This window comes from Sorangium sp. So ce296, from assembly GCF_051529605.1.
GTDB lineage: Bacteria > Myxococcota_A > Polyangia > Polyangiales > Polyangiaceae > Sorangium > Sorangium cellulosum_D.
In genome coordinates this window covers 3,475,052-3,494,779 of the sequence record NZ_CP150325.1, presented here as the reverse complement: position 1 = coordinate 3,494,779, position 19,728 = coordinate 3,475,052, and the positions used below count along the sequence as shown (strand labels likewise).

Sequence of the window (19,728 nt, the reverse complement as noted above, 5' to 3'; positions counted from 1 at the left end):
GATGCGCCGGCGCGCTCACCCGCGGTGCCACGGCAACGGGGCAGGGCCTCGGACCGGTTTGCCGCTCAGCCGTCCGATGCGCTCGATCATCAGCTCCACGCTGGCTCCGTACGGTACGCGCTGGCCGGCGCTCCCGCCGAAGACCCGGCCTGCTCCGACCACGTCGCCTGCGCGCAGCTCGATGTGGTTGCTGATGTACGCGACGGATTCGGCCAGCGAGAAGGCCCACTCGCCGATGCGAGAGCAGGGGCGCGACACGGCGCCGACGCGGACCTGGGTCCGCAGCACCTCGACCGGGCCGAGCTCGTCGGGCGTGACCAGAACCGGACCGAGCTGCGTCGCGAAGTCCCTCGCTTCCGACGGCGGAAGGCCGCACGCCAGCGAGCGCGCCTCCAGGCCGCGCGCGGTCCAGTCGTTCAGCACGGTGTACCCCGCGATCGCGCGCTCCACATCGTCCGGCGTGGCGCGCCGCAGATCCTCGCCGAGGAGCGCCGCCAGGTTCAGCTCGTAGTCGGGCTCGTCCTCGAGCGCGGGGAAGGGGATCGCCGCATCGTGCCCGAGCAGCGCGCGGCTGTTGCCGAACCGATACCAGGGGCGCTCCGCGCCGTGCGCGTAAGGGCCGAGCTGGATGTACGCCGCGCGATCCGTGGCGCAGGGCGGCAGCCAGAGGACGGTGGACGGGTGCAGCTCCGTCGACGAGGGGCGATCTCCGCTGAGGAGCCGATCGTCCAGCGCATGGAGACCGGCACCGCGGAGCGCCACCACGCGCGTGTGAAAATCGGACACGCCGCGGATCTCCGCGAGCTTCGTCCCGAAGTGGCGCTCGAGCTCCGCGACGTCGTAGAGCGTGCCGTCCCGTTCCAGCGCGACGATCGGGGTGGACGTCGCGAGCTGGAGCACGTGGGCGATTCTCATGGCGTGGCCAGGCCGCGGAGAGCCGGCGGAGCGTACCATCCCGGTCCGCCGACGCCCCGGGCCGACGGAGCCCCCGCGGCCGCGGGCGCGGTCGGGCTCGATCCGGAGGGGGCTCGGCCCTTCTTGGGAGATCGGATTGCCCTTTGCATTGACGAGCTGAGAGAGCGGCCTAGAATGCCGGCGGATTCAGAGCGGCATCACGTCGCGCAGGCTTGCCTCGAGCTCATCCGGTTGCAGACGGGCTCGCACGGCAGGTCAGGTTCTGTTGCCGGCGCGGGATCCCCCTCGCGGGGGATTCCTCTGGCTTCGGTCCTGTTGACGCGGCCGTGCGGCTTGTAAGCCGGGCAAGGTATTTGCCGTGGACAGCCGAACCTCGCGTCGCTCACCTTTGAGCGCCGCCGAGGAACTGGTTACAGGCGCGCACACGGCGCAGCGGAGCGATGGGTCATGAGCAAGCGGACCAAATTCGTCTTCGTCACAGGCGGAGTCGTATCGTCGATCGGCAAGGGACTGGCCGCGGCCTCGATCGGGGCGCTGATGGAGTCCCGTGGGTTGAAGGTCACCCACCTCAAGCTGGACCCGTACATCAATGTCGATCCCGGCACGATGTCGCCCTACCAGCACGGCGAGGTCTTCGTCACGGACGACGGCGCAGAGACCGACCTCGATCTGGGGCACTACGAGCGCTTCACGCTCGCCCGGATGACGAGGCAGAACAACTTCACCACGGGCCGCGTCTACGAGGCGGTCATCTCCAAAGAGCGCCGCGGCGAGTACCTCGGGGCGACGGTGCAGGTGATCCCGCACGTCACGGACGAGATCAAGCTCCGCATCCGCTCCGCGGCGGATGGGGCCGACGTGGCGATCGTGGAGGTCGGCGGCACGGTGGGCGACATCGAGTCGCTCCCGTTCATCGAGGCGATCCGCCAGCTCAAGGTGGAGTCGGGCGCGCAGAACGCCATCTCGGTGCACGTCACGCTCGTGCCGTTCATCGCGACGGCGGGCGAGCTGAAGACGAAGCCCACCCAGCACTCGGTCAAGGAGATGCGCGAGATCGGCATCCAGCCGGACATCCTGCTCTGCCGCTGCGATCGGCCGCTCCCGCGCAGCATGAAGGAGAAGATCTCCCTCTTCTCGAACGTCGCCGTCGACTGCGTGATCGCGGCCGTCGACGTCGACTGCATCTACGAGCTCCCGCTGGTCCTCCACGCCGAGGGGATCGACGAGAAGATCACGGAGCTGCTCAACATCTGGGCGAGGCAGCCGGACCTGTCGTCCTGGCAACGCATCGTCGAGCGGTTCAAGAAGCCGTCTCGCGGCATCGTGAAGATCGGCGTCGTCGGTAAGTACGTGCACCTGCGCGACTCCTACAAGTCGCTCCACGAGGCCCTCGTCCACGGCGGGCTCCACAACGACGTGCGGGTCGAGCTCGAGTACATCGACTCCGAGCAGATCGAGGCGCGCGGCGCGCCCGAGGTGCTGTCGAACCTCGACGCGATCCTCGTGCCCGGCGGCTTCGGAGATCGTGGGACCGAGGGGAAGATCGAGGCCATCCGGTTCGCGCGCGAGGAGAAGATCCCGTTCTTCGGGATCTGCCTCGGCATGCAGCTCGCGGTCGTCGAGTTCGCGCGGCACGTCTGCGGCATGGCGGGAGCGAACTCCGTGGAGTTCGATCGGAACGCCCCCTACCCGGTGATCGATCTGATGCCCGACCAGAAGGGGGTCGTCGAGAAGGGCGGGACGATGCGCCTCGGCGCGTACCCGTGCGTGCTGGACAAGGGCTCGGTCGCCGCGGAGGCGTACGGGCAGACGAGCATCAGCGAGCGGCACCGGCACCGGTACGAGGTGGCCAACAAGTACCGCGAGGCGATGGTGCAGAAGGGGCTCGTGCTCTCCGGAACGTCGCCCGATCAGCGGCTCGTCGAGATGATCGAGCTGCGCGAGCACCCGTACTTCGTGGGCTGTCAGTTCCACCCGGAGTTCAAGAGCCGCCCCCACAGCGCGCACCCGCTCTTCGCTCGCTTCGTCCGCGCCGGTCTGGAGCGCCAGCGCGAGCGCAGCAAGGCCGAGAAGCCGAAGCCTGGCGACTCCGCCACCGCTCACAGCCAGCAGGCTGCCTCGTCGGTGAATTAGCTCGCGTCCCACGCCGGAGAGCCGCGATGGATCTCCGGCCGCCGCGCCTCCGCAGATGCGCGGGGACGGCGCTGTTCATTGAGCGGGCTGTCGCGAGCGCTCCCGGCGAAGGCTGACCAAAAGCCTCCGACCGGGAGAGGTTCGATGCCGAGCGGCGCGGGCGGTCAGACGTCGCCGAGGCTCGGCCGGCCCAGCGGCGGGGCGTCGAGCGGCTCGACCGGCGCGGCCTGAGGGGCGAGGAGCGGCGAGCGCTCGCCGACCTCCTTGATCAGGTTCCGCTGCAGCACGTGCGCCGGCGCCGTCCTGAGGTCCCAGATCAAGCCGAGCTTCTCCATCCCGCGCAGGATGTAGAAGCTGACGTCGATCTCCCACCAGAAGAAGCCCTGGTTGGCGCTGCTCATGTAGTGGTGGTGGTTGTTGTGCCAGCCCTCGCCGAGCGTGACCAGCGCGAGCCAGAAGTTGTTGCGGCTCGTGTCGGTCGTCGCGTAGCGCCGCGAGCCGAACACGTGCGCGAGCGAGTTGATCGTGAACGTGCCGTGCATGAGGGCGCACGTCGACACGACGTAGCCCCACAGGAAGGCGTCGTAACCGCCCAGCGCGAAGAGCAGCGCGATCATTCCGAGCGGCCCGACCACGTGGTAGCGATCCAGCCAGCGGAGCTCAGGAAAGCCCGCGAAGTCAGGGATCCGCTTCAGGTCGAGCTCCTCGTGCTCGCGGCCGAGCCACCAGCCGATGTGCGCGTACCAGAACCCGCGACGGAGCGGGCTGTGAACGTCGCGCTCGGTGTCCGAGTACTTGTGGTGGACGCGGTGCGTGCCCCCCCACCACAGCGGGCCCTTCTGCGTCGCCGTGGTCCCGAGCAGCGCGAGCAGGAACTGGAGGCCACGGCTCGTCTTGTAGCTCCGGTGCGAGAAGTACCGGTGGTAGACCGCCGTGATCGCGAACATCCGGACGAAGTACGTCGCCGCAGCGAGCGCCGCGAGCTTCCACGTGGCGCCTCGGACGATGGCGACCACGGTGCCCGCGTGGATCGCAACGATCCCCAGCACGTTGAAGAGCTGGCCGAAGCTCGGGCCAGGCTTCGGTACGACGACTCGTGTAGGGCTCGATGCAGGGGCTTGCGTGATGGTTTCCAAGGTGCATGGAGCATCGAGCACGCCCGTCACTGGGGTTCACGACGCCGGTCATGATTCCGTCACGCAACGCGCCGCCCGGCACCCGGCAGATCGGGCGCACGTCGCCGACGAGCGCGCGGGCTCAGGGACGCGGGGTCAGGACGTCGATGGCCGGCCCGGCCGAGATCCGGACCTCGCTCGCCCGGAGGGGATCTCCGTCGAGGATGTAGGGGCCGTCGCCGGGCGCCGGCGCGCCGTCGAAACGGACCGTGAAATCGCGGACGAGATCGTCGAAGTGATCCCGACCGCCGATGCGCCGGCCCGCAAGGACGAGCGGGGCGCGCGGGCCCAGCTCCCGGGGGGGTAGCGCGCTGGCGACGAGGTGCGGGCGCTCGAGATCCTCACCGGCCCGGTAGGTGACCCGCATGTGGATGCCGAGATCGCGCACCACCGACGAGCAGACGAGCGACCAGGCGCGCGGGGCGAGCCGCCGCCCCTCCACCTCGATCGTGCAGGGCAGCGGTTCGAGCACGCGCCGCGCATAAGAGCCGCCGTAGAACGACTCGATGAACACCCGCGACACGATGCGCGCGGCGGCGCCGTATCCGTCTCCTCCGCGCTCGTAGTAGACGTCGAAGAAGCTGGCCACGAGCCCGGTGCCGAAGATGAAGCCGATGCGCTCCTCGACGCCACCGCCGCGCGTCGTCGCTCGCGCGCGCAAGGTGGGCCGACGGACAACCCCGGGGAGGGCGGCGCCGCTGCGAAGGCCGCGAGCTTCGTGGATGATCCGCTCGAGGAGCACGGCCGGATCGCCCGTCATGCCCCAGTTGCGCGCGACGGTCGCCACGGTCCCGCCAGGCAGGAGGACGAGGGGCGGCAAGGAGCGCTCGCCGAAGGCGCGGGCGAGCGCCGTGACGCCCGCCATGAAGCTGCCGTCTCCGCCGGAGAGCGCGACCAGATCCGTGCCACGCCGCGCGATCCGGTCGCAGACCTCCGCGAGCTCCGCGACGCTCGAGGTCGGATGGAGCTCCGCAGCGCCAGCGCAGGCGGCCGACATGCGGTCGATGAGCGAGGGCTTCGCCCGGTACCGGCGCGCTGTGGTGTTGACGATGACGTCGATACGCATGGTGCCGGGGCGTGAGCGCCGTATAGAACGGATTCCCCGGGTGGTCGAGCCGAAGGGGCTTCGAGCGCGAACTTCGGCGCGGTAAGAGTCGCCTCATGCACCGCGCGCTCCCCGGGTCGATCCTCGCCGGCCTCCTCTCGCTCGCCGCGGTCGTCGGCTGCGCGAGCTCGGCCTCGATGCGCGCGGCCGAGGCGGGCAGGTTCGACGAGCTGCGCCGCGCGCTCCACGACGAGCTGCGCCGCGGCGCGCTCGACAGCGACGACGCGCGCGCGATCGCCCGCGCGGTCGCGGAGGGGGAGATCGCGCGCGCGACGCCGCCGTCCGGGATCGATCTCCTGCGCGAGCTCCGGACCTGCGCGCGCCCGCTGGAGGACGCGCTCGCCGAGCGCGCCGCGGGCTCGGACGCGGTCGCGACAGCCGCAGCGATGATCCTCCTCGAGGCAGGGCTCACCGAGCCAGAGCGCGCGAAGCTGTACGCAAACGACGCGGCGGCCGGGAGGTCCCCTGACAAGAACGCGGCGCTCCGCGCGCTGGAGGCGCGGGCCTTCGTCGCAGCCGAGGACGGCGCGGCGCGGCGCGCGCGGATGCTCGACGGCGATCAGGAGGTGCGCGTCTCGGCGCTCCGCGCCGCGATCGCGGCGGCGGACCCGAGCGACCGAGGCGCGCTGCTCGAAGCGGCGCGGCTCGACCCGTACCCGCTCGCGCGGACGCTCGCGATCCGCGCCGCCGGTGCGCTCGGCGGTCGAGAGATCGTGCTGGCGTTGCGCGATCTCTGGACCCTCTCGGATGAACCCGGGCGTGAAGCGATCGCCGAGGCGTGGGCGGCGCCGCGCGCGATCGACGCCGGCGGGCGCGCGCAGCTCCTCTGGGCGATCTCCACCCAGCGCGGCGCGCCCGCGATCGCCGCCGCGCGCGGGCTGGTCCGCGCTGGCGGCGACGGCGCCGGGGAAGCCGTCGCCGTCCTCATCAGCGCGATCCGCACCAGCCAGACGAGGGACCGCGTCTACGCCATCCTCTCCGCGCCGCTCGAGGATGCCGCGGTGCGAGCCGCGCTCCTCGAGGCGCGGGCCGATCCGGATGACGCGGTCGCCTTCGCTGTTCACTCCCGCCACGTCGATGCCCCGCCGCACCTCATCGCAGCGCGCGAGCGCACCGCCGCGACCGCATGGCTGACGAAGCTCGCCACGGGCACATCGACCCGCGCGGTGCTCGCGCGGGGCGTCCTCGCCCGCGCGGGCGTCAGGTCCGTCGTGCCGCTCCTGGAGCGCGATCTCCAGTCCCGGGAGATCCCGGTCCGCGAGGCGGCCGGCGTCGGCCTGGTCGATCTCGGTGAGATCCCGCGCGCTGCTCCGCTGGTCGCCGACGCCGATCCCCGGGTCAGGAGCGCGGTGGCCTGCGCGATCCTCACCGCGTCCTGATCGCCGCCGGTGGCCGCGCGCGGTGCGCTCGTCCGCTCAGAACCTCGAGACGAGCTCGAGCCGCGCGCCCTCGAACGGCGGGAAGGTCCGGCACACGCCGGAGACGCAGCGCAGGCCCCCGCGCCGCTGGCCGACGAAGAGCTGCGCCGTGTCGACGATCTGATCGAGCGCCGTCCGCCTCGAGCCGGATTTCCATTGCAGGCCCCCGCTGAAGAAGTGGCAGAGCTCGCCGTCCTTGCCGGGCGCGCAACCAGGTTGAGACGTGTACTCGTAGCCGAAAATTGCTGCCAGGTGGGGCGACCACTGGAGCGCGAGGTAGTTGTCCCCTTCGACCCAGGACGACTCGAAATTCTCTGGCCTGTAGCGGCGGCGGTTGTTGCCCTGCACCTGGACAGAGAACGCGCCAGCGAGGTGCTTCACGATGTCGTAACGGACGTAGCCCTCGCTGTAGAAGGCGCGCTCCGGCTCGGCCTCGTCGGATTGTCGAGCTCCGGCCCACGCGCGCACGTGCGAGCGGCTGCGGTCGAAGTGGAGCTCGGTGCCCGCCGCGACGTCCCACGTGTCGGTGCGGTTCGCGTCGTCTTCGATGCAGCCGTCGCTCGCCTTCTCCGTGAAGCTCACGTAACGACCGACCCAGGCGTACACGGCCAGGCTCCGGTCGAAGCGGTAGTCGACCCGACCGCGCCCGCCCGTCACGCAGACGTTCGGCGCGCCGATCGGCTCCACGTAGACGGGCTCCGCCGTGGGAGGTTGGTTGTACGCGAGGCCCTTGTACTCGGGCGCGCTGAAGCCAGGGTTCAGCGGGTCGACATCGATGTTGGCCAAGAGCGACGCGAAGCGGCGATAGTGCTTCCCCTCGAGCGACACGGCGACCGGCCCGCTGCGGGCGTTCGCCGCCGCGTAGATCGCGTAGCCCGGCCGGACGCGCTGGCCCTCTTCCGTTCGGCCCGGCTGGCCGGCCACCTCGACGTACACGTCGCCGTGCTCCGCGATCGAGGGAACGCCGATCGAGCCGCTGAACGTGCCGATCTCGCCGCGGAGGAGCGCTCCGTTCGCGGCGAGCTGCACGCCCTTCGCCGCCACCTCCAGGCTTCCGCCGAGCACGGTGTCCTCGACGTAGCTCGGCTGCGCCTCCGCGACATGCGTGACCGGGCGCGGATTCCCCTGCGGGTCCACGGTCGACTCGTACGTGCGCAGGTCGCCCGCGCTGTCCGCGTCGGGGAACCCGAAGAAGAGGGGTGACCCGGAGCCGTGCAGCCGCCTGCCGCTCGCGCTGTCGATGCGCAGCGGGTTCAGCTGCCCGGCGAAGGCCGTGGCCTTGAGCCGGAGGACCGTGAAATCGTGCTCGAGCGCGAGCCTGCCACCTCGGACCGTCGTGTCGATGGCGAGCTCGTCCATCTTGCGCACGCTGAAGACCAGACCGCGCCCGAGCTGGGCGTAAAAATCACCTACCGTCGCCTCGATGCCTGGCTGCGTGTAGGTTATCCAGAGCTTCGACGGATAGACCGTGTTCCGGTACCGCGAGTGGAGCTCCCGCCTGGCGTCGTTGACCTCGAACAAGACCTCCTCGTCCCGGATCTTCTCCAGCAGGTCGAAGCTGGTCGCCGACGGCGTGCCGACATAGAAGGCGGCGTCGATCCGGGCGCCGAGCTGAAGACGCCACCAGCTGATCTGCGCGTCCAGCCGGTCGAGGATCTCGCCGTAGCGGTCGTCGAGGTAGCGCGACGCGTAGCGAGGATCGTCGTTCCGGTTGTCGAAGTGGTACACCGCGGCCGCGGTGTTCACGATGTCGACGGCCATCGGCTGGCCGCCGACGTCCTGGAAATCGACCGCCGCCGCGGAGCCGGCGGCGAGGAGGAGGGACGCCGCGGGCAGACCGGCGACGGCGGCGTGGAGCAGGGAGCGCACCTCGGTTTCCTACCACGGACCCACCGCCCGTGGAGCCCGGCGCGGCGTCGAGCGCGAGCCCTCCGCGCTTACGGCTGACCGAGCGCCTTCTCGACATGCTCGGCGAGCAGCGCCTCGTCGCCGGGCTGGTAGCCGCCGCGCTTGTGCAGAATCGAGCCGTCTCGGCCGATGAGCACGGAGAACGGGAGCTCGCGCTTCGGGTTGTACTTGGCGGCAACGGTCGTCTCCTCGTCGAGGAGCACGGGGAAAATCATCTCTCTGTCGTGCGCCGTGCTGCTCACCTGCGCGCGGGACTCCGGCCCATCGAGGGAAACGGCGAGCACGACGAACCCCTTGTCCTTGTGCTTCTTGTAGAGCTCGACGATGTGGGGCATCTCCGCCAAGCACGGATCGCAGGTGGTCGACCAGAAGTCGATCAATACGACGCTCTTGCCGGCATAATCCGAGAGCCTGACGGTCTTGCCGTCCAGGGCGGGGAGCGAGAAGTCCGGCGCAGGGCTCGCCGCCGGGCCTCCGGAGGCGGCGCCGCACGAGGCGGTCGCGAGGCCGAGGACAGTGAACGCCAGCGAGAGCGCGCAGCGGGTAATTCGGTTCATCGAGGGCTTCCGTCGCGGAGGGCCGGCCTGAGCGGCCGACCGGCTTGAGGTCTCAACGTTGCGGACGCCGCGAGCGGCGCCCTGACAGGTTCTCCCGCGGGCGCGCCGAACGGTGGCTCGGCGGCGCGCCCGCGCGGCGGTTCTTTCAGAGCTCGCCGTTCATGATCTTCTCGAACTTCCGCCAGAAACTGCTGTCCTCCGCGGGCACGCCGGAGACGACCTCGATGATGGTCATGTCCTTCGTCCTGACCAGCATGTTCGCCGGGAACGCATCGGCCTGGAAGAGCGCGCCGAGCTTGTACGAAGGGTCGATCGCCGACGGGTACTGCACGTCGTACGTGGTCGTCCAGCGGTACAGGTCGCGCGGCACCGCGGGCTCACCCGGGTTCCTCCCGTCGGCGAGCTGGACCAGGAACTCGCCGCCGAGCGGTTGATACTTCTCGTACAGCCTGGGCAGGACGGACTCCGCCTCGATCTTGCAGGGGCCGCACCACACGGATGAGACGTCGATCAGCAGCACCTTCGGCTTCGGCTCGCCAGCGCCGTAGGGCGAGCCCTCGGGAAAGACCTCCTCCCCGGTCGGGTTGTAGAAGTCGGCGAGCTGAATCGGCTGCATCGTGTCTTTGTGTTCGGCGGCGTTGGCGTACCCGACGAACTGATAATTCGCGATCACCCGGCCGGGGCTGATCCCATACGGCCCAGCCGGATATTGAGCAGCGTTGGCCGCAGGCTGACCCGTCCCTTCAGGAAAAGGAGGAGCCGGGATGGGATCCTCTTCTCCCCCGCAGCCGACGAGCCCCAGGGCTGCGACGACGCCAAGGCCCATCCAAACGAGAACTGCGTCCATTCGCATGATGCCACCGCCTGAAGTATGGTGTAGGAGTGCTCATTCTTCTGGGCGGCACGGGGGGCGTCAAGGGCAACCTTGTCGCCGCCGCTTCGCTCGGGGGCTCGTTTCCGCAATCTCCGGCCAGGCCCGCCGTGCCTGCCCCGATCCGCGGGTGTTTCCCGCGCTGAGGTCCTATGCAGCAGGTTGTCGCCACTCACAGCGCCCGTCGGCCCCGTCTCCGTCGTATCCACGCCTTCCTGATGCTGGGCTTGCTGGCGAGCGGGGCGGCCCTCGCGAGCGGCGCCTGCTCGTCGTCGGACGCGCCGCGGGACGAATGCTTCGGAGGCGTCGTCGTCAACGGCGTCTGTGAGGGCAAGTGCAGGCCGGAGCTCTGCCTGGCGGGCAATACCTGCGTCGGAAACCGCTGCGTGCTCGAGTGCAGCAGCCACCTCGAGTGCGCCCCGGGTCTCCAGGACTGTGTGCCCGCCGTGGAAGACGACACGGAAGCCAAGATTTCCGTTTGTAGGCCGAACGGGAAAATGGTGGGTTTTGGGGCGCCGTGTCCGTTCGGTTTCGAATGCGGGCACTTCGGGCGCTGCCCCGACGACACGCCGTGCAACCCGATGCAGTGCAACGGCAATCCCGGCGAGTGTCAGCGCGACGCCGCGGCGTGCGGCGACAACCCCGCCTGCACCGCCGGCAAGTGCAGCGACGGCAGCTACTGTTTCATCCCGACCTGCGCTCCCGAGCAGTGCTCTTCGCTCGGCCTGGAGTGCCTCGGCAAGGGAGAGGGCGACGCCGAGGCGTACTGCACGCAGCCGCATTGCGAGAGCGACGCCGACTGCCCCGGCGGCTTCGAGTGCGCCGTGACCCGCGACCCTCACGCGATCTGCGGCACCGACAAGGGGAATAGCAGCTTCTGCGGCGAGACCGACGAGGAGTGCATCGACCCCTCCACGTTCGGCGAAGGCAACACCTACGAGGAGGGCTCGCTCTGCCTGCTGCGAAAGACGTGCGTCAAGCGCACGCAGTGCGCGCCGTGCAGCTCCGATGTCGACTGCTCGCTCGTCCTGGGGCAGCGCTGCGTCACGATCGGCGGCGAGAGCCGGTGCGCCAGGTCGTGCAGCGAGGACTCCGACTGCGACCTCGACTACAGGTGCGACGGCGACGTGTGCAAGCCGCGGTTCGACCGCTGCGTCGGCGATCCCGGCGGCTTCTGCCATCCGTGCCGCAACGACACCGACTGCGGCGACGCGGACTCCACGATGGAGTGCACCACCACGCTGCGCGGCCAGCGGGCGTGCCTCGACGCGGCGCTCCCCATCCGGTGCACCGAGGAGAACGCGGCCGAGGTCTGCCCGAAGTCGCCCAGCGGGCTCTCCGGCGCGTGCGTGTGCGTCGAGGCGAACGGGAGCGGGGAGTGCGTGGACTCGCGGTGCTACCTGCCGTCGCGCCGGCTCGACCCGAGCGACCCGCAGTCCGTGGTCACCTCCTGCTGGTGACGGGGCCGGCCGGGCGCGGGGCGGCCGGTGCGCCGCCCGGCCAGGCGAAGGCGAGGCGAAGGCGAGGCGAAATCGAACGGCCGCGAGCGTGGCGCGCTCGCCGGTTGACGGGAATCCGGAGCGGTCCTAACTCCTTCGCCCCATGCCCATCACGAAGGATGCCGCGCTCGCCGCGCTGGCAAAGGTCATCGCGCCGGATCTCCAGCGCCCGCTCACAGACCTCGGGCGCGTCCGGGAGCTCTCGATCGAGGGCGAGGCCGCCTCGCTCACGGTCGAGCTGACCAGCCACTTCAAGCAGCGGCTCGCCGCGGACATCGAGGCGGCGCTGAAGGGCGCCGGCGCGAAGGACATCCGGATCGCGTGGGACGTCGCCGTCCCGCAGCGCACCATCCTCCCGGACGACCCGTCGCCGGGCGTGCGCAACATCGTCCTCGTGATGAGCGGCAAGGGCGGCGTCGGCAAGAGCACGGTCGCCGCCAACCTGACGCTGGCGCTGAGCCGCGAGGGGGCCAAGGTCGGCCTGCTCGACGCGGACATGTACGGGCCGAGCGTCCCGACCATGCTCGGCGTGATGGGCCGCCCGACCTCCGCCGACGGCCAGAAATTCCTGCCGCTCGAGCGCTTCGGCGTGAAGCTCATGTCGATCGGCTTCCTCCTGGAGGATCCGAGGTCAGCCGTCGTCTGGCGCGGCCCGATGCTCCAGAACGCGCTGCTCCAGTTCATGCGCGATGTGGAATGGGGTGAGCTCGATTACCTGGTGCTGGATCTGCCGCCCGGGACCGGTGACATCGCGCTGACGATCTCCCAGAAAATGAGGACCACGGGCGCGATCGTCGTGACGACGCCGCAGGAGGTGGCCCTCCAGGACGTGTACAAATCGGTCTCCATGGCCCAGAAGGTCGGGATCGCCCTGCTCGGCGTGGTCGAGAACGAGAGCTACTTCGTGTGCGACGGGTGCAGCAAGCGGCACGAACTCTTCGGGGCCGGCGGCGGGCAGAAGATCGCCGAGTTCGCCGAGGCGCCGCTGCTCGGCCAGATCCCGATGGACCCCGCCATCCGGGAGTGGGGCGACGCCGGCACGCCGGTCGTTCAGGCCGCCCCGGCCAGCCCGATCGCGCGCGCGTTCCTGGATGTGGCGGAGCGGCTGGCCGGCCAGATCAGCGCCCACAACCTCGCGAGCGGGGGTGGCCTGCGCATCGACCGGAGCGGGGGGACGAACAAGCACCTGCCCATCATGCGGTAGGCTCTCGCGTAAACGTCCCGGGTACGTTATGGTTCCGGCCCCTTCCCCCCAATTGAACCGAGGGGGCCGCTGGAGAGAACGCGAGCACGTTTCGCCCCCATCGGCATGCGTTGTCGCGCGAGGCGCGGATGAATACCCACGAAAATACCACCACGCCGGCGGACGCGCCGGAAGCTCCGGCCGACCAGGGCGGCACGCTCGAGGCGTCGAACGCGGCGTCCCAGCAAGCAACCCAGGCTCATGAAGCGGGGTCCACCACCCCGTCCGAGGCGAGCGGCGCGTCCGGCGGAGAAACCTCGCCGCAGGCGAGCTCGACCCAGCCCGAGGCAGCACCGGCCGCGGCGGCACCCGCCGCCCCGGCGAGCGCTGCCGACGACGACGACGACTGGGAAGAGCAGCCCGGCGACGACATCGGCAACCGCGTCCCCGGCCTGCCGCGGGATGATATCGGCAACCGCAAGCCGGGGGCCCCCCAGGGCCAGGGCAGGCGGGGCGCTCCGGCGGGCGGGAAGCCCGCGCAGGGCGCGAAGCCCGCGCAAGGCGCGAAACCCGCGCAAGGCGCGAAGCCCGCGCCGGCGGGAGAAGCGGGCGCGGCCGCACTGGCGGAGGGGGGCGCTGGAAAGAAGCGCCGCCGCCGCCGCCGCCGCAAGGGCGCGGAGGAGGCCGGTCCGCCGGGCGCCGAGGCGGCCGAGGCGGCCGAGGCCAGCGACGCCGAGGCCAACGACGCCGAGGCGGCCGATGCCGGCGACGAGGAAGGCGAGGAGGAGCAGGCGGCCGACGAAGCGGGGGGGCAGCCCCAGCCCGGCGGCGAGAAGCGCAAGCGGCGCAAGGGGCAGGGAGCGCCGCCGCCGCGCGAGCGCCCCGCCTTCAGCATCGGCGAGGAGGTGTTCGGCAAGGTCAGCAAGATCACTGACCACGCCATCTGGATCGACATCGCCGGGAAGGCCACGGGGCTCTTCGACCGCCGCGAGATCCTCGATGAAGAGCCGCCCGTCGATGGCGATCAGTTCATCGCGACGGTGGCGAGCACCGGCGTGCGCGGGGGCATGCTGCTCCTGTCGAGGGCGCCGGTGCAGCTCGATCAGGCGCGGGCGCGCGCCGAGGCCGCGCTCCAGAGCGGCGAGCCGATCGAAGGGTTCGTGACCGGGGCGGTGAAGGGCGGGCTCGAGGTCGACCTCGGCGGCCTCCGCGCCTTCGCGCCGGCGTCGCACGTCGATCTGCGCCACGGCGCCGACCTCAACTACCTCGTGGGGCAGCGGCTCGATTTCATCGTGACGCAGTTCGCGAAGAAGGGGCGCGACATCGTCGTGTCCCGCCGCAAGATGCTCGAGGAGGAGACCCGGAGGGCGCGCACCGAGGCGCTCACGTCGATCGAGCCCGGCTCGCTGCACAAGGGCGTGGTGCGCAAGGTCGTCGCGTGGGGCGTGTTCGTCGCGCTCCCCGACGCCGGCGGCGTCGAGGGGCTGGTCCACATGAGCGAGGCGAGCCACGACCGCGGCGCCAAGCTGGCCGACCTGTTCAAGCCGGGCGCGGAGATCGACGTGAAGGTCCTGCGCGTCGACGACAAGGGCAAGCTCTGGCTGAGCCGCAAGGCCGCCACCGTCGATCCTTGGGACGCGGTGAAGGACAAGTACGCGGTCGGCTCGCGCCACAAGGGCAAGATCGCCCGCTTGCAGCCGTTCGGTGCGTTCGTCGAGCTCGAGCCGGGCATCGATGGGCTCATCCACACGGCCGACCTCTCGATGAAGCCGATCCAGCACCCGAGCGAGGTGGTGACGGTCGGCGACGATGTCGACGTGGTCGTCGCGAGCTGCGACCCGGCGGGTCGGCGGATCGGTCTCCACCCCGCCCCGCCCGAGGGCGAGGAGAGCGAGCCGCGCCAGCGCGTGCAGCAGGGCAGGGCGGTGAAGGTGGCCGTCACGCAGGTGACCGAAGGGGGGCTCGTCGTCCGGGTGCTCGGCACGACGGGGCGAGCGGCCCGCGGCTTCATCCCGGCCGGTCACACCGGCACGCAGCGCGGCACCGACCTGCGCAAGGAGTTCCCCATCGGGACCCAGTTCGACGCGAAGGTCATCGAGGTGGATCCGCGCCGGGGAGAGGCCAAGCTGTCGATCCGCGCCCTCAAGGAAGACGCCGAGAAGCAGGCGTACCAGCAGTACCGCGCGGGCGTCGCGCGCGAGGCCAAGTTCGGCACCTTCGCCGACCTCATGAAGAAGAGCTGATCCCGGGAGGCGCGCGCCGCCTGCGCGGCCGCGCCCCCGCCACCCTCCGGTCGCTGCGGGGATCCGCGGGGGTTCGCGCTACTCGCGCCCGAGTGCGTTCACGGGATCCATGCGCGCGGCCCGTCGCGCGGGGAAGAACCCGAAGACGATCCCGATCGCCGTGCTCACCCCGAGCGCGACGCCGAGCGCCGTCGGCTCAAGCCTCATCGGCCAGTCGAGGGCGCTCGAGAACCCGAGGATGACGCCGTACCCGAGCGCGCTGCCGACGATGCCGCCCAGCGTGGCGAGCACGAGCGCCTCGAGCAGGAACTGCAGCAGGATGTCGATCTCCCGGGCGCCGATGGCCATCCGGATGCCGATCTCGCGGGTGCGCTCGGTGACCGACACCAGCATGATGTTCATGACGCCGATGCCGCCGACGACGAGCGACACCGCCGCGATGCTCACGAGCAGCGCCGAGAGCGCCGCGAAGATCGCGTCCTGCATGGCCTGGAACTCCGCCTGGCTCCGGACGGCGAAGTCGTCCTCCTCGCCCTCGTCGATGCGGTGCCGCTGGCGGAGGATCGCCTCGGCCTGCTGCTTGGCGCGCTCCGACGTCTCCGCGGACGTCGAGCTCAGGAGGATCGCGTGCACTTCTCCGGGCCGCGTGGCGACGACGTGCGATCGCATCGTGGTGATGGGCATCAGCACGATGTCGTCCTGGCTCTGCCCGAAGGGCGACGCCCCCTTCTCCTCCAGGACCCCGAGCACGCGGTAGGTGTGGCGGCCGATCCGCACCATCCGGCCGACCGGATCGAGCGACCCGAACAGGTCGCGCGCGGTCTGGGCGCCGATGACGACGACCTTCTCGGAGAGGTTCTCCGAGGCGGGGCTCCACGGCTCTCCCCGTGCCACCTTCCAGCTCCGGATCTCGAAGTAGTTGAGGCGGGTGCCGACGAGCGTCGGGCTCGCGTTCTGGCCTTCGTAGATGACCTGGGCGCTCGACCTGAGGAACGGCGCCGCGATCCGGATGCTCGTCGACTCGCGCACGAGCGCCTGGCCGTCGAGCTCCGAGAGCCGGGCGCCGGTGGTGCTGCGGACGCCCGAGGCGCGCGCGGAGCGCGCGAAGACGATGAGCGAGTTGGAGCCGAGGTTCGAGATCTGCGCGTTCACGTTGGCGCGCGCGCCGCTCGCCAGCGCGGTGACCGTGACCACGGCCGCGACGCCGATCGTGATCCCCAGGATCGTGAGCCCCGCGCGGAGCTTGTTCCGGCGCACGGCGCGCATCGCGATCACGATCGCCGACAGGACGCGGGTGAGCGTCGCCCTCACTCGTGCCTCAGGGCGGTGATCGGGTCCTGGCGCGCGGCGCGGCGCGCCGGGAAGAACCCGAAGACGATCCCGATCGTCGCGCTCGTCCCCACCGCGACGACGACCGCGCTGGCCGGCAACGTCATGCTCCACCCGAGCGCCGCGGCGAAGAGCTGGATGACGACGAGCCCCGCGCCGAGCCCCATCACGCCGCCGATGAGCGACAGGGTGATCGCCTCGACCAGGAACTGGACCAGGATGTCGCCCTCGGAGGCGCCGATCGCCATGCGGATGCCGATCTCGCGCGTCCGCTCGGTGACGCTGACGAGCATGATGTTCATGACCCCGATCCCGCCGACGAGGAGCGACACCGCGGCGATCGACGACAGGAGCATCGTCAGGGTGTCCAGGATCCGCTCCTGCGACGCCCGGAACTCCGCCTGCGTACGGATCACAAAATCCGGCTCGTCCTCGGGGTCGATCTCGTGGCGCTGCCGGAGGATCCTGTCGATCTGGTCCACCGCGCGATCGACGGTCAGCTCGCTGGTCGCGGCCGCGACGAGCATCTGCACCCTGCCCGGCGCGCTCGGCACGACGCGCGACCGGAAGCTGCCGATCGGCATGAGCAGCCGGTCGTCCTGGTCCTCGCCGAATGGCGATTGCCCCTTCTTCTCGAGCACCCCGATGACCCGGAACGGGTGCTTGCCGATCCGGATGTACTGCCCCACGGCCTCGCCGGAGCCGAACAGGTTCTCCCGGACGGTCTCGCCGATCACGCAGACCTTCGTCTTGAGCTGCTCGTCCGACTCGGTCCAGCCGTCGCCCTTGGCGACGCGGTAGGAGAGGATCGTGAGGTAGCTCCGCGTCACGCCCATGACCTGGGTCGCGACGTTGGCCTCTCCGGCCACGATCTGCATCGACGTGGAGCTGAACGGGCTCAGCGCGGCCACGCTCGTCGACTCCTTCACGATCGCGAGCCCGTCGGCCTCCGACATCCGCACGTTCTCGCGGCGCTTCAGCCCGGAGGCCTGCGTCGACTGCGGGAAGATGTAGATCGAGCTCGCGCCCAGGCCCGAGATCTCGCCGAGGACGCGGTTGCGTACGCCCGTCCCGAGCGCCACCACGATCACCACGGCCGCGACCCCGATCAGGATGCCGAGCACCGTGAGCGCGGCGCGGAGCTTCGAGCGGACGATGGCGCGCAGGGCGATCCGGACGGCGGCAAGGTAGCCCCTCACGGCGCCTGCTCGTCGAGCTCCGCCCCGGAGGGCGGCAGCGCGGCCAGGGCCACCGCCGCGTCGACGGGGCGCTCGTTCCTGAGATCGCTGCGGACCTCGCCGTCGCGCATCGTGATCACGCGGCTCGCGCAGGCGGCGATGTCCGGCTCGTGGGTCACGAGGACGATGGTGATCCCTTCCAGGTTGAGCCGCTGCAGGAGCCCGAGCACCTCGTAGCTCGTGCGGGTGTCGAGGTTGCCCGTAGGCTCGTCGGCGAGGAGCAGCGGCGGGGAGGTGACGAGCGCTCGCGCGATGGCGACGCGCTGCTGCTGGCCGCCCGAGAGCTGGTTCGGCGTGTGGTGCAGGCGCTCGGCTAGCCCCACCGCGCTGAGCGCCTCGAGCGCGCGCGTGCGCCGCTCCGCCGCGCCGACGCCCCGGTAGACGAGCGGCAGCTCCACGTTCTCGAGCGCCGTGGTGCGCGGCAGCAGGTTGAAGCCCTGGAAGACGAACCCGATGAGGCGGTTCCTCACGATCGCGCGCGCGTCGTTGCTGCGCCGGGTCACGTCGAGCCCGTCCAGCCGGTACGTGCCCCGGGTCGGCCGATCGAGGCACCCGATGATGTTCATCAGGGTGCTCTTGCCCGAGCCGCTCTGCCCGACGATGGCGACGAAGTCGCCGTGCTGGATGGTCAGATCGACGTGGCGGAGCGCCCGCACGACGACCGCCTCGGTCGTGTAGTCCTTGCCGACGCTCGAGAGCTCGATGAGCGGCTCGTCTCGGAGCACCGCGGCGACGGCCTGGCTCTGGGGCAGCATCGGCGCCTCAGAACAGCCGGGGGCCGCGCCCCCTGCCGCCCGTGGATGGACCGTCGTTCTCGTCGATGACGACCTTGACCGGCCCGAGATCGGTGAGCAGCGCGGTGAAGATGCCGTCGGTGATCCCGACGTCGACGACGCGGGGCTCGATCTTCTCCGCGCCCGGCGTGGCGTCGGTCAGCACGTAGACGCGGCCCTTCTTCGGCGGGAGCGGCTCGATGGGCGGCGCCTTGATCTCCTTGCCGTCCTTGTCCCGCTCCGGGGCCGGCTTGAACCGGAGCGCCGCGTTCGGCAGCCGCCGCGCCCCCTTGGCCTCGGCGGACCGGATGCTCACCGTGGCCGTCATGCCCGGCCGCAGCTTGACGTCCGGGTTGTCGACCTCGACGACCGCCGCGTACGTCACGACGCCGGACTGGTTGAGCGGGCTGTAACGCACCTGGCTCACCGTCCCCCGGAACGTCTCGCCCGGAAAGGCGTCGACGCTGACGTCCGCCTCGATGCCCTCGCGGAGCCGCCCCACGTCCGCCTCGTCGATGTCGGCGAGCACGCGCATCTTGCGCAGATCCTGGGCGATCACGAAGAGCGTGGGCGCCTGGAAGCTCGCCGCCACGGTCTGCCCGGGATCGATCGCGCGGCTGATGACGACGCCGTCGATGGGCGAGAAGATGCGCGTGTACTGGAGGTTCGTCGTGGAGGAGCGGAGCACCGCCCTGAGCTGCGCCACCTGCGCCTTCGCGGCCGCGAGGTCGGCGAGCGCCACGTCGTAGGCGCCCTGCGCCGTGTCGAGATCGGCCTGCGAGCCCACCCCCTCCGCGACCATCTTCTTCGCGCGCTCGAGCCGCTGCTTGGCGGTCCCCAGCGAGGCCTCGGAGCGCACGACGCTCGCGTTGGCCGCCTCGAGCTGCGCCTGGTTGGAGTCGATCTGCGCCCCGAAGAGCGTCGGATCGATCTCGGCCAGCACGTCGCCGGCCTTCACGATGCTGTTGAAGTCCACGTAAACCTTGGTGATTCGCCCCGAGACCTGCGCGCCGACCTGCACCTCGGTGAGCGGCTTGACCTGCCCCGTCGACTGCACCAGCTCGATCACGTCGCCCGTCGTGATGTCGCCCGTGACGTAGCGCGGCGGCGGCGGCGGCCTCGTCCGGATCCTCCACACGACGATCCCCGCGACGAGCGCGGCGATGATCGCCAGAACACCGAGCCGCCCGAGCCAGCGCTTCGTCCCCACCTTCGAGAGCTCCTGCTCGAGGCTCTCCCGTCCGCGACCGGGAGGCGGTCCACCCGCGCGCGGGCCCTGGACCGACGCGCCGCCGCGCGGGGGAGGCGCTGCCGAGGCCGGTCGTGCCCCGCCCGGCTGCGCCTCGCCGGGGCGGACGCGCTCCGTTTCCGGGGTGGCCTG

15 protein-coding genes are annotated in these 19,728 nt (G+C 70.9%); 5 read left to right on the top strand and 10 right to left on the bottom strand.

The genetic code is table 11. The features are described 5' to 3' along the window. Positions 1–15: 15 nt before the first annotated feature. Positions 16–915, bottom strand: a complete 900-nt coding sequence (locus WME98_RS13110; RefSeq protein ID WP_437951629.1) for a fumarylacetoacetate hydrolase family protein — start codon at positions 913–915, stop codon at positions 16–18. A 447-nt stretch (positions 916–1,362) separates the two neighbouring features. On the opposite strand from WME98_RS13110, the gene WME98_RS13105 reads away from it, so the two are divergent. Then, positions 1,363–3,048 (top strand): CTP synthase, encoded by a 1,686-nt coding sequence (locus WME98_RS13105; protein WP_437333646.1) that lies wholly within the window; start codon positions 1,363–1,365, stop codon positions 3,046–3,048. Between the two features lie 164 nt (positions 3,049–3,212). On the opposite strand, the gene WME98_RS13100 is transcribed toward WME98_RS13105, so the two are convergent. Together WME98_RS13100 and WME98_RS13095 are read right to left on the bottom strand one after the other, a co-directional pair. Continuing rightward, positions 3,213–4,097, bottom strand: a complete 885-nt coding sequence (locus WME98_RS13100) for an acyl-CoA desaturase (protein WP_437953976.1) — start codon at positions 4,095–4,097, stop codon at positions 3,213–3,215. Between the two features lie 208 nt (positions 4,098–4,305). Beyond that, positions 4,306–5,289 (bottom strand): diacylglycerol/lipid kinase family protein, encoded by a 984-nt coding sequence (locus tag WME98_RS13095; RefSeq protein ID WP_437951628.1) that lies wholly within the window; start codon positions 5,287–5,289, stop codon positions 4,306–4,308. 95 nt (positions 5,290–5,384) lie between these two features. Here WME98_RS13095 and WME98_RS13090 point away from each other — a divergent pair, with 95 nt between their 5' ends. Next, positions 5,385–6,707, top strand: coding sequence for a hypothetical protein (locus tag WME98_RS13090; RefSeq protein ID WP_437951627.1), 1,323 nt, complete (start codon positions 5,385–5,387; stop codon positions 6,705–6,707). 36 nt (positions 6,708–6,743) lie between these two features. Here WME98_RS13090 and WME98_RS13085 read toward each other — a convergent pair whose 3' ends face one another. The 3 genes from WME98_RS13085 to WME98_RS13075 all read right to left on the bottom strand — a co-directional run bounded on the left by WME98_RS13085 (position 6,744) and on the right by WME98_RS13075 (position 9,884). Beyond that, positions 6,744–8,615: a hypothetical protein gene (locus WME98_RS13085; protein WP_437951626.1), complete on the bottom strand. Its 1,872-nt coding sequence runs from the start codon at positions 8,613–8,615 to the stop codon at positions 6,744–6,746. A 68-nt stretch (positions 8,616–8,683) separates the two neighbouring features. After that, complete coding sequence (locus WME98_RS13080) at positions 8,684–9,211, bottom strand: peroxiredoxin family protein (protein WP_061628283.1); 528 nt, start codon at positions 9,209–9,211, stop codon at positions 8,684–8,686. 145 nt (positions 9,212–9,356) lie between these two features. After that, positions 9,357–9,884: a TlpA family protein disulfide reductase gene (locus WME98_RS13075; RefSeq protein WP_061628282.1), complete on the bottom strand. Its 528-nt coding sequence runs from the start codon at positions 9,882–9,884 to the stop codon at positions 9,357–9,359. Between the two features lie 416 nt (positions 9,885–10,300). Here WME98_RS13075 and WME98_RS13070 point away from each other — a divergent pair, with 416 nt between their 5' ends. From WME98_RS13070 to WME98_RS13060, 3 genes are all read left to right on the top strand, one after another. Continuing rightward, the gene (locus WME98_RS13070; protein WP_437951625.1) at positions 10,301–11,542 is read left to right on the top strand and encodes a hypothetical protein; all 1,242 of its coding nucleotides are present in this window, start codon (positions 10,301–10,303) and stop codon (positions 11,540–11,542) included. Between the two features lie 142 nt (positions 11,543–11,684). Next, positions 11,685–12,785, top strand: a complete 1,101-nt coding sequence (locus WME98_RS13065) for a P-loop NTPase (protein WP_437951624.1) — start codon at positions 11,685–11,687, stop codon at positions 12,783–12,785. 128 nt (positions 12,786–12,913) lie between these two features. Then, positions 12,914–15,007, top strand: coding sequence for a S1 RNA-binding domain-containing protein (locus WME98_RS13060; protein WP_437951623.1), 2,094 nt, complete (start codon positions 12,914–12,916; stop codon positions 15,005–15,007). Between the two features lie 78 nt (positions 15,008–15,085). On the opposite strand, the gene WME98_RS13055 is transcribed toward WME98_RS13060, so the two are convergent. From WME98_RS13055 to WME98_RS13040, 4 genes are read right to left on the bottom strand one after another with little or no spacing between them, the layout of a single operon-like run. Further along, positions 15,086–16,318 (bottom strand): ABC transporter permease, encoded by a 1,233-nt coding sequence (locus WME98_RS13055; protein WP_437951622.1) that lies wholly within the window; start codon positions 16,316–16,318, stop codon positions 15,086–15,088. Further along, positions 16,315–17,535: an ABC transporter permease gene (locus WME98_RS13050; RefSeq protein WP_437333637.1), complete on the bottom strand. Its 1,221-nt coding sequence runs from the start codon at positions 17,533–17,535 to the stop codon at positions 16,315–16,317. Before WME98_RS13050 ends, WME98_RS13055 begins: the two co-directional genes overlap by 4 nt. Then, positions 17,532–18,329, bottom strand: coding sequence for an ABC transporter ATP-binding protein (locus WME98_RS13045; RefSeq protein WP_437333636.1), 798 nt, complete (start codon positions 18,327–18,329; stop codon positions 17,532–17,534). Before WME98_RS13045 ends, WME98_RS13050 begins: the two co-directional genes overlap by 4 nt. Positions 18,330–18,336: 7 nt before the next feature. Beyond that, a complete protein-coding gene (locus WME98_RS13040) occupies positions 18,337–19,557 on the bottom strand; it encodes an efflux RND transporter periplasmic adaptor subunit (protein WP_437951621.1) in 1,221 nt (406 codons plus the stop codon). Positions 19,558–19,728 lie beyond the last annotated feature (171 nt).

What these genes read in the sequence shown, in the direction of transcription:
- WME98_RS13070 (WP_437951625.1), top strand. Translation starts at nt 10,301, where the DNA reads ATGCTGGGCTTGCTGGCGAGCGGGGCGGCCCTCGCGAGCGGCGCCTGC.
- WME98_RS13110 (WP_437951629.1), bottom strand. Translation starts at nt 915, where the DNA reads ATGAGAATCGCCCACGTGCTCCAGCTCGCGACGTCCACCCCGATCGTC.
- WME98_RS13095 (WP_437951628.1), bottom strand. Translation starts at nt 5,289, where the DNA reads ATGCGTATCGACGTCATCGTCAACACCACAGCGCGCCGGTACCGGGCG.
- WME98_RS13045 (WP_437333636.1), bottom strand. Translation starts at nt 18,329, where the DNA reads ATGCTGCCCCAGAGCCAGGCCGTCGCCGCGGTGCTCCGAGACGAGCCG.
- WME98_RS13080 (WP_061628283.1), bottom strand. Translation starts at nt 9,211, where the DNA reads ATGAACCGAATTACCCGCTGCGCGCTCTCGCTGGCGTTCACTGTCCTC.
- WME98_RS13105 (WP_437333646.1), top strand. Translation starts at nt 1,363, where the DNA reads ATGAGCAAGCGGACCAAATTCGTCTTCGTCACAGGCGGAGTCGTATCG.
- WME98_RS13065 (WP_437951624.1), top strand. Translation starts at nt 11,685, where the DNA reads ATGCCCATCACGAAGGATGCCGCGCTCGCCGCGCTGGCAAAGGTCATC.
- WME98_RS13060 (WP_437951623.1), top strand. Translation starts at nt 12,914, where the DNA reads ATGAATACCCACGAAAATACCACCACGCCGGCGGACGCGCCGGAAGCT.
- WME98_RS13090 (WP_437951627.1), top strand. Translation starts at nt 5,385, where the DNA reads ATGCACCGCGCGCTCCCCGGGTCGATCCTCGCCGGCCTCCTCTCGCTC.